The following is a 15154-nucleotide window of genomic DNA, read 5'->3' as shown; positions in this document are numbered from 1 at the left end:
AGAAGCTGGAAGGAACAGCTTCTTTATTTTCATTATAAGGGTAACGTTTTTACAACCTCACCAATGATCCCTTCCATTTGATGAACACCTAAATCGGAATTGGTCATAATAACAGCACCATTCCCGCAGTATGGATAACAAACCATCATACATTGAAATCCAACGCCCCATCCGAGTGAATAAATCTGTAATTCTTCATTAGAATCATCTAGAAAAACACCTAATCCAGTCCATTTTGAGCAACCTTGAGGAGAAATCATGTCTATTACTAATTTTTGAGAAATTTTTAGTTTGCCCTTTCCTTGTAAGGAATGAATGATTTCAATAACTAAAGCTGATAAGTCAGTTGGTGTTGTCCAAATACCTGAAGCAGCTGCGAATGGATAAAATGGATACTTCTCATTTGTTACAGTTCTATCTTTATTATGTCCGCAAGCAAAAACATCGGTTTTATCTATGTCTTTTGGAGAAAAAAGTGTACTATTTTTCATTTGTAATGGCTGGAAGATGTGTTCTTCTAATAACTGACTAAATGATCTTCCTGTAATATCTTCTAGTAGTAGTTCGATTATACAAAAGTTTGCGTCTGAGTAGTGAAATTCACTTTCTGGTTTATAAGTTACCTCTATAGGTACGGGGCAATATAGTGTTTTACCGGAAAGGAGCTCAGACATATTAGGTAAGCCTTTTGCAGGTGTATAATGTTCAAAACTATTAGGTGGATCAATGAGTCCAGATTGATGGCTTAATAAGTTTCTCAAAGTGATGCTTTTTTGTGAAGTAAATAGATTAGTAGGAATGTTCCAAGATGTGAGTTTATCATTTACGTCTTCGTCTAAATGCAAGATTTCTTGATCTGATAACATTAGTACGAGCATTGTAGTGATGAATTTGCTGATAGAACAAGAATTAAAGAGAGAATTTGTAGTAACAGCTCTAGTTGTTCCAGCTTCAAGTGTTCCAAAGGCAGTCGCTTCATCTAGTTTGCCATTACATATAACAGCGAGGCTTAAACCTGCAACGGAATATTGGTTCATTTTCTCGTATATATTGCTACTTTTTAAGTTCATGGTGACTCCTTTCTTTAAAGACAGAATATTATTTTTATTATACAGTAGTAAAAAAAAGAAAACACTTCGTCATTCACCAATGAAGTGTTTTCTTTTTTAGTTAGTTTGAAGTGAACTTTTGAAAAAATTTGTCTCGGTACATGTACATAACCCATGAGATTGTTATTAAAGAAATAATGATTTGTTTGTTTTTAATTGGTGCATTGAAAACAAGCCAACCAACTATATCAAATAATAAATGTAGCACGATTGAAAGAACTACAAATTGAAGTAATGTATTTAAAAATCTTTTCATAAAGTGTCCCCCTAAAATAATAGGTTTTAACAGTTTGATATAGTAGTATTATACATTAAATGTTTGATGTGGTAAAATTTACATAAGTTAGTGAAATAAAACAAATGAAAGTTAGTAAGGGGGAACATTCATGGAATTCTGGATGGTTATACTGATAGTAGCTGTTGGTTTCATTTATATCGCTGAAAAATTAACTACAATTGAAAAGAAAAATGATGCGCGTTTAAAGAGAATTGAAGATAGATTACAATTAATTACGAAAGAAATGGGAATTATAGAAAGAGAACCTGAAATTAATAAAGAACTACGCCAGCTTGTAGAAGAAGGCAAAAAAATTACAGCAGTTAAGAGAGTAAGAGAAGCTTTTGGTTTTTCCTTACTAGAAGCGAAGCAATATGTTGATAGATTATAAAAAAGATCATCCATTTGGGTGATCTTTTTTACTGCACCATGCGTGTATTTACATAAGCCGCGATTATAAAGTGTCCAATTAGAGTGATAGGAATAACGATTGTGACATTAGGCGTAGTGAAGACACTACCGATTGTCGCAATGACACCAGCAATTAAATTATAAAGACCTACTATTTTTGATAGTTTCACTTTATCAGGCACGCGGCGTTCGTTGAATCCTGATAAGAGCCAAGTGTACTGCTTTACTCCGATGAAATAAGCTAGTGCAAATGAAATGATTGCTACTATAAATAATGTTGGTGAAGCGAAGAGAGTCATTGCAAACACCTCCGTTAATGGGCTATAAATAAATTATAGTCCGAATGTTATAATTTAACAAAATATAATTTTAGTTTTAAGTGTAATAGAAAAATGGAGTATTGGTAATGAGGGGAGATTAAGTATGAATATTGTGGAGTTTCAGAGGTATGTATCAAATTTCAGTAAAGAAAAAGGATTTCAAGATACAACAATTGAAGAGCGTACGATATATACGATGGCGGAATTAGGTGAATTAGCGGAAGTCATATTAAAGCGTGATACAATACAAGATGCGAAAAGAGAAATCGGTTTAGAAATGTTTGATGTAATTTGGAATGTATGTGATTTAGCAAATAAATTAAATATTGATTTAGAGAAGGCGTTTGAAGAAAAAATGAAAATTAATAAAAAGCGCGAATGGTAAGTAGAATTTTAATTTGTAAAGATGGGTGATATGAATGAAAAAGAAGCTTATTATAGGAGGAATCTTTACTTTAATTAGTGTAATAAGTGTTATCGTTTACTTAATTTTTCAAGGCATATTCATTCCGAATCAAATAAGTGCTGATAAGTATGAAATAAAAGGTGTAGATGTCGCATCGTATCAAGGAGATATAGATTGGAGAGAGTTGGAAAAGCAAAATATGAAGTTTGCGTTTATAAAGGCTACTGAAGGAAGCTCGTTTGTAGATAAGTACTTTTCAAAAAATTGGACGAATGCGAATAAGACAGATATGCGCATCGGAGCGTACCATTTTTTTAGTTTCGATAGTAAGGGTGAAACACAAGCAAAGCAATTTATACGAACTGTTCCAAAATATAAACAAGCACTGCCACCCGTGATTGATGTTGAGTTTTACGCTAACAAAAAAGATAATCCGCCTAAGCGTGAAGATGTTACGAAAAAGTTGGCGGTCATGATTGAAATGCTAGAAAAACATTACGATAAGAAAGTAATATTGTATGCAACGCAAGAGGCGTATGATTTATATATAAAGGATGCGTATCCAAAATGTAATATATGGATTCGTAGTGTTCTTACAAAACCGAGTTTATCTGATGAGAGAAAATGGACGTTTTGGCAATACACGAACCGCGGGAGATTAAGCGGTTATAATGGAAAAGAAAAGTATATTGATTTGAATGTATTTTATGGGAATGAGGAAGAGTTTGAGAATTATGGAATGGAAGATTAAGTTTTAAAGCGTACAAAATTGTGTACGCTTTTTTGTTAATTACATAAAAGTATGCAAATGAAGATGGAACAAACATTTGAGATGAATTGTCTAATATAGGTAATAACTATTTAGCTTGAAAGAAAGGGTTGATAACATGAAAAAGAATACGTTGTTAAAAGTAGGATTATGTGTAAGTTTACTAGGAACAACTCAATTTGTTAGCACGATTTCTTCTGCACAAGCATCACAAAAGGTAGAGCAAACAGTAATTAAAAATGAGACGGGAACCATTTCAATATCTCAGTTAAACAAGAATGTATGGGTTCATACGGAGTTAGGTTATTTTAATGGAGAAGCAGTTCCTTCGAACGGTCTAGTTCTTAATACTTCTAAAGGGTTAGTACTTGTTGATTCTTCTTGGGATGATAAATTAACGAAGGAACTAATAGAAATGGTAGAAAAGAAATTTCAGAAGCGCGTAACAGATGTCGTTATTACACATGCGCACGCTGATCGAATTGGCGGAATAAAAACGTTGAAAGAAAGAGGCATTAAAGCGCATAGTACAGCATTAACCGCAGAACTAGCAAAGAACAGTGGATATGAAGAGCCGCTTGGAGATTTACAAACAATTACGAGTTTGAAGTTTGGCAATACAAAAGTAGAAACGTTCTATCCAGGGAAAGGACATACAGAAGATAATATTGTTGTTTGGTTGCCACAATATCAAATTTTAGCTGGAGGCTGTTTAGTAAAATCTGCGGAAGCTAAAGATTTAGGAAATGTTGCGGATGCGTATGTAAATGAATGGTCTACATCGATTGAGAATGTGCTGAAGCGATATGGAAATATAAATTCGGTAGTACCTGGTCATGGAGAAGTAGGAGAAAAGGGATTACTTTTACATACATTGGATTTATTAAAATAAGAAATTGTAGAAATACAAAAGAAAGGAGAAATAATTTTCTCCTCTCTTTCTTCTAACTATATTTAAATGCTGAATTTGTCGATTACGTCAGCATATATTACTGAGATTTTAATTCCAAGTATACAAATACTAGTACTGTCATAATTGCAATAACAACGTAAGTAGCATCAAGCATTATAAGTGTTTTTAAAGTTTCAGTCATCGTAATTCACCCCTGTTATAAAAATATAACATGATCTTTTTATTGATTAGATTAGAGATCATAAAGATAAAATGTATATGAAATTTCTTAAATAGCTTCTATATAAATATATCATATAAATAATGTAAGTAATGTTAAGATAGTGTAAATGTATTGTAAATAAAGAGGTTTACAATGAAGGCTTTAATAAAAAAATGATAGTTCCTTAAAATAAAAAATACGCTATTTTCATATGAGATGAATTGCAATTATTTGTATAAGGGATTCAAAAAAATTTTTTCGTTGTATATATTTCTCCAAATTAATTATTTAGCTATTTAAAAGTATCGAAAGATGTGTGCACACTAATGTATATTTTTTGGATGTCAATAAAAGTATTATGTCAACAATATGAACTGTCACAAATATTTATATATTATTGTGATTGATATCACATCACTTTTTTTCAATGGGTATTATGCTTAAGGTGTAATGAATGATTGGGAGAGGGTGGGATGATATGTTTTGTTATCAATGTGAACAAACGCCAACAGGCGGATGTAAAGTAATGGGTGTTTGTGGCAAGAATGAAACGATTGCGAGTTTACAAGATACGATTGTGTTTGGGCTAAAAGGAATTGCAGCTTATCGCACACATGCTGCTCAGCTAGGGTATACGGATGCATTTGTAGATGCTACAACACAAGAAGCTTTATATATGACATTAACAAATTCTAATTTTAACGAACAAGAGCATATTGATATGGCTATGAAAGTGGGGAAATCAGCTTTACGGGTGATGGAATTATTAGATGAGGCACATACGAATCATTTTGGTGTGCCAGAACCTGTACAAATTACACAAAATCGTGTAGAAGGTAAAGCAATTGTAGTTACGGGCCATAATTTATTTGCATTAGAAGAACTATTAAAGCAAACAGAAGGAAAAGACATTAATATTTATACGCATTCTGAAATGCTACCAGCACACGGATACCCGCAACTGAAAAAATATAAACATTTAAAAGGAAACATCGGTAAGGCATGGTATGATCAAAGACGCCTTTTTGAAAAATTTACTGGTGCCATATTAGCTACAACGAACTGTGTTATGCCAATTAAAGGATCATACTCTGATCGATTCTTTTCATATGACATTGCAGGTTTAGAGGGTGTACAAAAAATTGAAAATGATGATTTTACACCATTGATTCAAAAAGCACTAGAACTTTCAGAAGTACATATGGAGTCGGATGAACAGTTAGTAACAGGGTTTCATCATAATACAGTATTATCATTAGCTCCGGAAATTATTAATGCAGTAAAAGAGGGGAAGATAAAGCGTTTCTTTGTTATCGCCGGTTGTGATGCACCGGGAAAAGGCGGAGAATATTATCGTGAATTAGCAACGTCGCTTCCGCCAGAAACGGTTATTTTAACAACTTCTTGCGGGAAATTCCGCTTTAATGATGTGGATTACGGTGTTGTACCTGGTACGGAAATTCCGCGTTACATTGATTTAGGACAGTGCAATAATTCAATTTCTACAGTGAAAATAGCGGCTGCTTTAGCTGATGCTTTTCAATGTGAAGTGAATGAATTGCCAGTAAGTATTGTACTATCATGGTTTGAACAAAAAGCGGTTGCCATTTTACTAGGGCTATTTAGTCTTGGGATTCAAGATATTCGCATCGGTCCAAAGGCTCCTGAATTTATTTCACCTGGCGTGCTTGATGTATTACAAGAAACATTTGGTTTAAAACTAATTACAAATGCAGCAGAAGACATAGGTATGATGTTATCGTAACAAAAAAATGATCTGTCTTATTAATAAGAAGAGCTAGCCATATTCATTAACTTTGGTATAGTATAGTGCCCCAAAACAAAAATGTAGAATTTTTATTTTGGGGTAGTTTCTTTTCTTAGTGGGATAGGTATGGGGAAATTTAAAAAAAGAAAACAGGCTGTATCGAATAGGTAATAGTTGATTTTAGAAAAAAATATAAAATCGAGTTGACATTCATCGCTACTTAGTCATACAATGTAGTTGTAATAAGCAATACTGAGTAGTGTTGTTTCTCAAAATATTTTCAGTAGACAATAGGTAATAGCGGATTATAGAAAAAATTTGAAAATCAGTTGACATCCATCGCTACTTAGTCATACAATGTAGATGTAATAAGTGATACTGAATAGTTCGGATTCACAAAAACTGTTCAGTAAAAAATTCGCCTTAGTACTCTGTGATACTGAATATAAGTCAGACAGAATAGGGGGTAAAGGAGGATCAGGACATGGAAAATTTAACTGAAATGCTGAAAGGTTCACTGGAAGGGTGTGTACTGGAAATCATTAGTCGCCGTGAAACGTATGGCTATGAGATTACCCGCCACCTGAATGATCTTGGGTTTACCGAAGTTGTGGAAGGTACGGTGTATACCATCCTCGTACGATTAGAGAAGAAAAAGCTTGTGAATATTGAAAAGAAACCATCAGATATGGGACCGCCTCGTAAGTTTTATTCATTAAATGAAGAAGGCCGCCAGGAGCTTGAATTGTTTTGGAAAAAATGGGATTTTGTATCGTCAAAAATTAACGTCTTGAAGTCAAAATAGGTTCATAAGATAAAATGTTCCGGCCGATATTTTGAGAATTTCTTGTTCGGTTTTATAAAAAAGGAGGAAAATAAGATGTTAGAAATGTTCAAAAAGTTAATTGGTGATAAAAAAGAGTACAAAATGATGATGGCACGAGTTGAGGCTCTGCCAGAGGACTACCAATTTGTATTTAAGAAAATTCAAAACTACATGTGGAATTTTTCAGCGGGTAACGGGATGGATATGTTACACATACAGTATGAATTAATCGATTTGTTCGAAGCGGGTGCAGCGGAAGGAAGACAAGTGCTTGACATTACTGGGGATGACGTGGCTTCCTTTGCTGACGAACTAGTGGCAAATGCTAAAACTTACGTCTCCAAGTATCGTGAAGATTTGAATGAAAGTATTATGAAGAAATTGAGAAAAAAATAAATGGAATAAGTAGTACCGACTGATTAGCTGGTTACACATATGAATTGCCATCATAGCTATTCAGTTATATTTTTAACTCGGTACTAAGTAATACAGAATATCAGTGATACTAAATAGATAGAGGTAAATAAATAGTCTTCGCAAAACATTTTTATAGGGAGGAAAAAAGTATGAGTCATGCAGCGATTTCTGTAAAAGGCTTGAAAAAATCCTTTAAAGACAAGGAAGTTTTAAAAGGGGTAGATTTTGAGGTGCAGCGTGGAGAAATTTTCGCGCTGCTAGGCTCAAATGGAGCTGGAAAGACGACAACAGTTAACATCCTTTCGACGCTAATGAAGCAAGATAACGGTGAAGTAAGTATTTGCGGATTTGATGTACAGCGTCAACCAGACCATGTTCATCAAAGTATCAGTTTGACAGGGCAGTTCGCAGCTTTAGACGGTATGCTGACAGGGAGGGAAAACTTGATAATGATCGCCAAATTACGTGGTGTTTCCAATCCCGCTCAAGTTGCTGACAATCTACTTGCAAGATTTAGCCTGACTGATGCGGCAAACCAAAGGGCAGATCAGTATTCAGGCGGGATGAAGCGCCGGCTTGATATCGCGATGAGTTTGATTGGGGCGCCAGCAGTTATTTTTCTTGACGAACCAACGACTGGACTTGATCCTGAAGCGCGAAGCGAAATGTGGGATACAGTCAAGGAACTTGCTGGTAGCGGTACAACTATTTTGCTTACGACTCAGTACTTGGAGGAAGCAGAACAACTGGCAGACCGTATCGCTATTTTGCATGGCGGAAAAATTATTACGACAGGTACTCTTGCTGAACTAAAAGAGATGTTCCCGCCAGCAAAAGTGGAGTATATCGAGAAGCAACCGACATTGGAAGAAATATTCCTTGCGATCATTGGCAAAAAGGAGGAGATGTAAATGAAAAGTAAAACAGGTGTATTACTAGGTCGTTTAATGCGTAACATTATGCGCAGTCCGGATACAATTATTACAGTAGCGATTACACCGATTATGATGATGCTATTATTTGTCTACGTGTTTGGCGGCGCAATAAAAACTGGAACGGAAAATTACGTCAATTATTTATTGCCGGGAATTTTGCTAATGGCTATCGCATCCGGTGTAGCTTACACTTCCGTGCGACTCTTTACGGATGTAAAGAGTGGGCTGATGGCACGTTTCATTACGATGCCTATTAAGCGCTCATCGATATTGTGGGCTCACGTTTTAACCTCTCTTGTTGCTAATGTACTTACTATCGTGGTGGTTATTCTTGTTGCACTCTTAATGGGCTTTCGTTCCAGCGCTAATATTCTAGATTGGCTTGCAGTAGCTGGGATACTAGGGATGTTTACGCTGGCGCTAACATGGCTAGCTATCATTCCAGGATTGAAAGCGAGGTCTATGGAAGGGGCGACTGCTTACTCGTACCCGCTAGTTTTTCTTCCATTTATTAGTTCGGCCTTTGTGCCTACCGAAACGATGCCAAAAATTGTTCGTGTGTTTGCGGAGAATCAGCCTGTAACTTCAATCGTGAATGCGATTCGTGCTCTTTTATATGAAGGAACTGTTGGTAACGATATTTGGATTGCGCTCGCTTGGTGCGTAGGTATAATGGTCATCTCTTACTTTTTCGCCAGTAAAGCATTTAAACGTCAGTTAGGGTAAGAAACGTGATAAACGAAACCTTCAGGAATAATATATATTTAGAAAAGCACGGGAGATTTTCCGTGCTTTTATTATTTATCATGCTCTCATTGTAGTAAATGAAATGGTATTTAAAAATAGGATAATTATCCAGTGATAAAGCTTAATATTTGAGGCTCACTGCTTATGGAATGTATAAGCACACTCGTTTTTGTAAATCTGCTAATACTTCATCGGGTATTTCTTTGATTTTAATATCCTTCCCTAGAAAAAGCAGCCAATTTATTATTTCCGTCACTTCATCGGGATTGTTAACATTGATAAAAGTTTTTAAAATGGCTGTAGATTGGTAAGGATTAGTATAAGATATTGAAATTTTTAAAGGATGGTATTTTTTGAACTGGGCAATTGCTTTTGGTCCAAGTTCAAGTACCAAGTTGATTATTTCGTCCTTCTTACTTAGTTTTTCTAAAATCTTTTTCTTATTTAGCCTTTTGTTCGTCGTGTATGGTTCAATATTAATGAGATCATCGACAGGAAACATCATCTTCTTTTCTTTTTTTAAGTCAAATCCTTCAATGATCCAATGGCTTTTTTCTTGATAAAGGTGCAATAGATAAATTGGATAAGACTTGATTTCTTCATCTTCTTTCATAGTAATCAATAAATGGTTATCCAAAAGAAGGATTTGAATGAGTTTTTCTAACATAGGATGGGGGAGATCAGAAAGCTCAAGTAGATCGGGATTATGAGGGTTAGTCCCTTGGAAAAGCAAGAGTTGATTTAAAAGAACGAGATCATCTTGCTGGGTTTCTGAGATGAGTCCTAGTAGTTTTTCGGCTAAAGATTGACGACTCTTTAGGTAGGGAAGTTGTTGATTCCTCGTAGCCATAAAGGCAATAAAAAGAGCTTTCACTTCATTATCAGTAAAGCGAACAACGGGCAGGATAGAGTTGTGCATAACAAAATATCCCCCAGTCCTCCCAACTTCAGTGACAAGTGGCATTCCCATAGCTTCAATTTCTCTAATGTCTCTAATAGCTGTCGACCGTGATATGTTAAATTCTTGTATAATTTCAGAAATTGTAAAGTGAGAGCGGTTGTTGATATACCGCATAATTGTATTAATCCGTTCAACTTTTTTCATTTTAGTCTCCTAAACAGTATCATTTTTTGACATGGTTTAAAGGTATTATAAACGTATCAGATGAAAAGATAAATCGTTTGATTAATAAAAAAAGAGGCAGGTTTTGAACATGAAAAATTATACTATAGAAGAAAAAGATAGCTTTATTGTGTTAGGTATTGGAACTGAAATTAAGAGTGAATACACAGACTTTGCTGGAATAAATAAAGAAAAGGAAGACTTTTGGTCGGCTGTTAAAGAAGATGGAAGGCTGGACACTTTAAAAGCTTTAGCTACAAATGAATACATTTTTTCCGTGAGCGAAGCGGTGAATAACAAAATGATGTATTATGCGGGGGTCATGACAGAAGCACAAATAGAAGAAGAATCTAGAGTGATTCAGTTTCCGAGGGGAGAATACTTAGTAGTGAAAGGGGAAGACCAAACGGCTGAAGAGCTAAGTAATAAGCTTACTGGCATCGCCTTCGGTCAAGCTTTACCAGAAGCAAAGGATTTTGCCTATGTTGGTGGACCGAATACAACGGTTGAGATGGGGCAGAGAAATGGCTTAGTATTTGGTGAAATGTGGATTCCGGTTGTTAGGAAGTAAAGTGATAAAAGGTGCGAATATGGAAATTAGAGGCTAACGATCTTGTATTGTTGGCCTTTTTGAAATGAATATAATATTCATATACTGCTACACAGTATGTTCTGATAAAATGGAATAAAAGGGAATTGTTGTAAGGTGGTGGCAGATTGAATAAAAAAAGATTATTTGAGCTATTCATAGTAACGTTTGTTTTTCTATTCCTTCATGTAAGTACATTTACTAATGAAAAATTTAACGATAAATTGGGATCTTTTACTTTCATTGTGCTACTTCTTATGCTTTCTATTTACACTGCATTTATAGAAAAGTATTTTGATGATATACAAAAGTGGATTCGAAATATTACATGTTGCTTTGCTTTATTCGTAGTGGTTTTATTAGCTCTATGGATAGGTTATTTTTAGTCCTTACTTAAGAGAATGAGAAATATGTGATTACACTACATTCGATCCGATACTATTACTTAGCTGCATCAGTTTATATTAATTTTTTCTCTCCTCAATCATGATAAAATGTACAATAGGAAATTTTATGTAAGATAAAGAAGGAAGGTTTATGGTGAGCCTGAGTACTTTGCTAGCTTTTGCGCTTGTTTTACTTAGTATGGTTTGTTCACCTGGGCCTATTTTGATTTATCTTATTTCTCGTTCCATTACACAGGGGCGTATGGCAGGATTTATTTTTTTATTAAGCATCATGCTTGGATTTGTAATTCATATAAATGAAGCAACTTTAGTATTCACTCAAAAATCCGTTGTTTATGAAACAACTAGATTTGTAAACGGCTTTAATAGAAAGATGTCTATTGTATTTTTTGCGGCAAGATTAAATAGCTTTTTTGTTACTTTACAATAAAATATACTTAATATCAGTAATTCATGTAATTAGGGGTGGTTTCTATATTTAGAGAAAATACAAAAAGGATACTTCTGTCATTAGTAACGAATCCAATACTAATAATTGTATACGGGATTTTTTGTTATGAGTTGGCCTTATACTGTAAGTACGGAAGAATGAATTATAATATTTACATTTTGTTATTATGTATAGTACTTTTTATATCCATAACTACATTTACTACAATACGGGTGATAAAAAATAGAGAATATGAATCTAAAAAATTAACTAATTCAATAGTATGGAGATCCATTTCTATTATCATTATTGTTGTAATTACATCATTTTATGGGATGCAGATTTATAAAAGTGCAATAAATTACAATGGTAAATTGGCATGGTTTATAGAAAAATTAAAACATGAAAGGTCAGTTAAACTTAAACATAATAATATATATAAATCTGGAGTAGAAGGTATTTTTGAAGATATAAATAAAAAATATCCTTTGCCAAAGAAATTGTATTTGGCAACTGATTTTGATCTTACATTTCATTCAGATGGAACAATCACAGCGTTTGATACATTTGTTTATGGGAAAAATGATGATGGGAAAGAAGAAACTTATTTAATCTCTTATAATAAGAAGAAATCAGAAGATATTACTATAATACGAGATGGATATGCAAAGCCTGATTATAATGATGATAAATTAGTAGAACCTTTAATTAAAACGGTTAAGGCGATCCCAGTTAAGCAAACGGTCAAAAAATGGAATGAAAGTAAGTATGGGTTGATTTATTATGGAAAAAGGAATTGGGGATCCAATACAGAGGGAATTATTAATATTACTGAGGATGGTAAGGGGCAGAGTCTTAAAAAAGCAGCTTCTGATATCATTGGATATACTGTATCTATATTTGTCCCTGGAAAAGAGCAAGAGCTAGTCCCTGCTAGATATAATTTAATAAGTGACGCAAGTTGGAGTAAATCAAAGACGCCTCCAAAAGAAGATATGCTTAAAGAGAAGAAACAACAAGATTTAAAGAATGAAAAAGAACAGTTTTTCCTATCGAAAGAAGTTGGTTATAAACTAAATATGACAGATAAAGCATTAGGGAGCGCCTTTTATTCATTAAGCAAGACTAGTGATGAAGGGAAAACATGGGAGGTTATCAATCCAGACCCATTTAATGGGGGGATTGGTAGTGTATCAGGAATCACTTTTATAAATGATAAACTTGGGTTTTTAGGAGCAATTAGGCCTTCTGGTAATGAAGGAGAGTTATATCGCACAGATGATGGGGGAGTATCTTTTAAAAAGGTAGAATATCCGCCGCATGAAGTGAAATTAGATCATACACAGTCCACAATAAGTCCTTTTGATTCACCTAGTATGCCATATGAGAAAGATGGGGTTTTTAATATGTTAGTTGGACAAGGGGCAGATGGAGACTACAATGGCGATAGTAGTGCACTTTATCAATCAAAAGATAACGGAGAGACATGGGAATTTGTAGAAGAAGTGAAAAAGAAATAATTAGAATTTTTTTTGAAAAATAAGGTAACTACTCAGCTATACATTTTATTTAGAAGTTTGGTAAGGGGTATAATTCCAGCCATGAAGATAAAAATGGACCTATACCTCGCTGCCTTTCTTTGTTTTATTTCTTATGCTTACTATCAACGCTATATATAGAAAGGTATTTTGGTGATATACAAAAGTGGATTCGAAATATCACATGTTGTTTAGCTTTATTTGTAGTGGTTTTAGTAGCTCTATGGATAGGGTACTCTTAGATCCTTACTTAAGAGAATGAGAAGTATGTGATTACAATACATTCGATCCGATAATATTACTTAGCTGCATCGTTTTATATTAATCTTTTCTCTCCTCAATTATGATAAAATGTACAATAGGAAATTTTATGTAAAATAAAGGGGGAAGGTTTATGGTCAGCTTGAGTACATTGGTAGCTTTTGCAATTGTTTCGCTTAGCATGGTTTGTTCACCTGGGCCTAATATGATTTACCTCATTTCCCGTTCCATTACGCAAGGACGTATGGCGGGATTTATTTCTTTATTGGGCATCATGCTCGGATTTGTAATCTATATAATCGCAACTATGTTTGGACTTACAGTTCTATTCGTTGCTGTTCCCGCTGTATATGAAGCAGTAAAGTGGGCAGGTGCTGCTTACTTGCTCTGGCTCGCCTGGAATTCGATTAAACCGGGTGCTACATCTATTATGGAACCTCGTATGATTTCTAATGAGCCACCAAGGAAATTATTTCTGATGGGACTCATGACGAATCTTCTGAATCCAAAGATTGCTATTTTGTATGTATCACTTCTACCTCAATTTGAAGATCCAGAGAAGGGATCGTTGCTTTTTCAAGGTGCAGTTTTGGGGCTTACGCAAATCACTGTTAGCTTTATAGTTAACCTTGTAATTGTATGTACAGCAAGTAAAATTGCAAAATGGTTTGGCACACGCCCGACGTGGCTACGAGTACAGCGTTGGCTTATGGCAAGTGTTTTAACGGGGCTTGCTGTACGTCTTGCTTTTGAACGTCGACAGTAAGAGCTTCTTTACCGTCAGTTTCTATAATATAACCTAATAAATATTAATATAATTTATGTATAGTAGATATTTACCTTATAAAATAAGGGGGGAATATTATGACTGAGACAAACGAATCTTCAGGAGTTAATTTGAAAAAAGATGTGAAGTTTTCTATTATAATTCCTGCACACAATGAAGAAAAGTACATTAGAAAATGTTTAGATTCAATTGCAAAGGCATCAGAGGCATATAAAGAGCAAACGGAAGTTATAGTTGTTTTAAATCGTTGTACAGATAAAACAGAGGAAATAGCAAAATCTTATAATTGTATTACATTGAAAAATAACGATAAAAACTTATCTAAAATTCGAAATGCAGGGGCTAAAATAGCTAGTGGAGAAATAATCGTTACTATAGACGCTGATACCATAATGACAGAGTCTATGTTGTTTAATGTGGATAAATATTTAGCTTCAGGTACATACATTGGTGGTGGGGTGAATGGTAAGTTTGAAAGAATATCTTTAGGAATATTTCTCTCCGCAATGTTAATCATAATCCCCTTACTTTTTAAGTACGGAGCTATATCTGTAGGGATTTTTTGGTGCTATAGAAAAGACTTTATGGCAATCAACGGATTTAATGAAAACATGCTTATGGCAGAAGATGCAGATTTCGCTAAACGTTTAAAAGAGTGGGGAAAGAAAAATAATAAGAAATTCGGTACTATTAAAAATGGAATGATAACTTCATGCAGAAGATTTGATACATATGGAGACTGGACTTTACTTAAAAATCCAAAAGTAATTTTAGCTTATCTAAAAGGAAATGATAGAAAATACGCAGATAAGACATATTATGATAACCAAGAAAGATAAAAATGGAGAAAATCAGAAGAGGATAGCTAGTACTTTTTTAGATATAATGAGAATCCAACTTAATTTAATAGATATTATAA

18 protein-coding genes and 2 pseudogenes are annotated in these 15154 nt (G+C 34.2%); 16 read left to right on the top strand and 4 right to left on the bottom strand.

Annotation, left to right across the window (positions count from 1 at the left end):
* Positions 1–32 precede the first annotated feature (32 nt).
* A complete protein-coding gene (locus ACUXVC_RS17300; protein ID WP_144465788.1) occupies positions 33–1070 on the bottom strand; it encodes a serine hydrolase domain-containing protein in 1038 nt (345 codons plus the stop codon).
* A gap of 100 nt (positions 1071–1170) precedes the next feature.
* On the bottom strand, positions 1171–1365 hold the full coding sequence (locus ACUXVC_RS17295; protein WP_000819660.1) for a hypothetical protein: 195 nt from the start codon (positions 1363–1365) through the stop codon (positions 1171–1173).
* Positions 1366–1495: 130 nt separating this feature from the next.
* Here ACUXVC_RS17295 and ACUXVC_RS17290 point away from each other — a divergent pair, with 130 nt between their 5' ends.
* Positions 1496–1777 (top strand): hypothetical protein, encoded by a 282-nt coding sequence (locus tag ACUXVC_RS17290; protein WP_144465787.1) that lies wholly within the window; start codon positions 1496–1498, stop codon positions 1775–1777.
* A 28-nt stretch (positions 1778–1805) separates the two neighbouring features.
* Here the strand turns inward: ACUXVC_RS17290 and ACUXVC_RS17285 are convergent, their stop codons facing one another.
* Positions 1806–2096, bottom strand: a complete 291-nt coding sequence (locus ACUXVC_RS17285; protein WP_000171773.1) for a DUF3784 domain-containing protein — start codon at positions 2094–2096, stop codon at positions 1806–1808.
* 124 nt (positions 2097–2220) lie between these two features.
* Here ACUXVC_RS17285 and ACUXVC_RS17280 point away from each other — a divergent pair, with 124 nt between their 5' ends.
* From ACUXVC_RS17280 to ACUXVC_RS17245, 8 genes are all read left to right on the top strand, one after another.
* Entirely contained in the window at positions 2221–2502 is a 282-nt protein-coding gene (locus tag ACUXVC_RS17280; RefSeq protein WP_071731223.1) for a MazG nucleotide pyrophosphohydrolase domain-containing protein, read from the top strand.
* 34 nt (positions 2503–2536) lie between these two features.
* Positions 2537–3274 carry a glycoside hydrolase family 25 protein gene (locus ACUXVC_RS17275; protein WP_144465786.1) on the top strand — a complete coding sequence of 246 codons (738 nt, stop codon included), beginning with the start codon at positions 2537–2539 and terminating at the stop codon, positions 3272–3274.
* Between the two features lie 136 nt (positions 3275–3410).
* Complete coding sequence (gene bla2 / locus ACUXVC_RS17270) at positions 3411–4184, top strand: BcII family subclass B1 metallo-beta-lactamase (protein WP_144465785.1); 774 nt, start codon at positions 3411–3413, stop codon at positions 4182–4184.
* A 701-nt stretch (positions 4185–4885) separates the two neighbouring features.
* Complete coding sequence (hcp, locus tag ACUXVC_RS17265) at positions 4886–6172, top strand: hydroxylamine reductase (protein ID WP_144465784.1); 1287 nt, start codon at positions 4886–4888, stop codon at positions 6170–6172.
* A gap of 487 nt (positions 6173–6659) precedes the next feature.
* A complete protein-coding gene (locus tag ACUXVC_RS17260; RefSeq protein WP_000429488.1) occupies positions 6660–6980 on the top strand; it encodes a PadR family transcriptional regulator in 321 nt (106 codons plus the stop codon).
* 75 nt (positions 6981–7055) lie between these two features.
* Entirely contained in the window at positions 7056–7397 is a 342-nt protein-coding gene (locus ACUXVC_RS17255) for a DUF1048 domain-containing protein (protein ID WP_000891986.1), read from the top strand.
* Positions 7398–7567: 170 nt separating this feature from the next.
* Positions 7568–8329, top strand: coding sequence for an ABC transporter ATP-binding protein (locus tag ACUXVC_RS17250; RefSeq protein ID WP_144465783.1), 762 nt, complete (start codon positions 7568–7570; stop codon positions 8327–8329).
* Entirely contained in the window at positions 8330–9079 is a 750-nt protein-coding gene (locus ACUXVC_RS17245; RefSeq protein WP_000837818.1) for an ABC transporter permease, read from the top strand. It begins immediately after the preceding gene.
* Between the two features lie 163 nt (positions 9080–9242).
* Here the strand turns inward: ACUXVC_RS17245 and ACUXVC_RS17240 are convergent, their stop codons facing one another.
* Positions 9243–10205, bottom strand: a complete 963-nt coding sequence (locus tag ACUXVC_RS17240) for a helix-turn-helix transcriptional regulator (RefSeq protein ID WP_000755025.1) — start codon at positions 10203–10205, stop codon at positions 9243–9245.
* Positions 10206–10314: 109 nt separating this feature from the next.
* Between ACUXVC_RS17240 and ACUXVC_RS17235 the strand changes: the two genes are divergently transcribed.
* The 7 genes and pseudogenes from ACUXVC_RS17235 to ACUXVC_RS17205 all read left to right on the top strand — a co-directional run bounded on the left by ACUXVC_RS17235 (position 10315) and on the right by ACUXVC_RS17205 (position 15074).
* Entirely contained in the window at positions 10315–10794 is a 480-nt protein-coding gene (locus tag ACUXVC_RS17235) for a GyrI-like domain-containing protein (protein ID WP_000801042.1), read from the top strand.
* A 146-nt stretch (positions 10795–10940) separates the two neighbouring features.
* The gene (locus ACUXVC_RS17230; protein WP_095690447.1) at positions 10941–11198 is read left to right on the top strand and encodes a DUF3963 domain-containing protein; all 258 of its coding nucleotides are present in this window, start codon (positions 10941–10943) and stop codon (positions 11196–11198) included.
* A gap of 151 nt (positions 11199–11349) precedes the next feature.
* Positions 11350–11515: pseudogene (locus ACUXVC_RS17225) on the top strand (LysE family translocator); the annotation flags it as partial.
* Positions 11516–11684: 169 nt separating this feature from the next.
* Positions 11685–13169, top strand: coding sequence for a WD40/YVTN/BNR-like repeat-containing protein (locus ACUXVC_RS17220; RefSeq protein ID WP_095690449.1), 1485 nt, complete (start codon positions 11685–11687; stop codon positions 13167–13169).
* A 106-nt stretch (positions 13170–13275) separates the two neighbouring features.
* Positions 13276–13429: pseudogene (locus ACUXVC_RS17215) on the top strand (DUF3963 domain-containing protein); the annotation flags it as partial.
* A gap of 152 nt (positions 13430–13581) precedes the next feature.
* The gene (locus ACUXVC_RS17210) at positions 13582–14214 is read left to right on the top strand and encodes a LysE family translocator (protein WP_023522590.1); all 633 of its coding nucleotides are present in this window, start codon (positions 13582–13584) and stop codon (positions 14212–14214) included.
* A 98-nt stretch (positions 14215–14312) separates the two neighbouring features.
* Positions 14313–15074, top strand: a complete 762-nt coding sequence (locus ACUXVC_RS17205) for a glycosyltransferase (protein ID WP_086692925.1) — start codon at positions 14313–14315, stop codon at positions 15072–15074.
* Positions 15075–15154: the final 80 nt, after the last annotated feature.

It is taken from the genome of Bacillus sp. N6 (genome assembly GCF_052805735.1).
The sequence above is the reverse complement of the archived record's forward strand: the minus strand, read 5'-3'. Positions and strand labels throughout refer to the sequence as shown.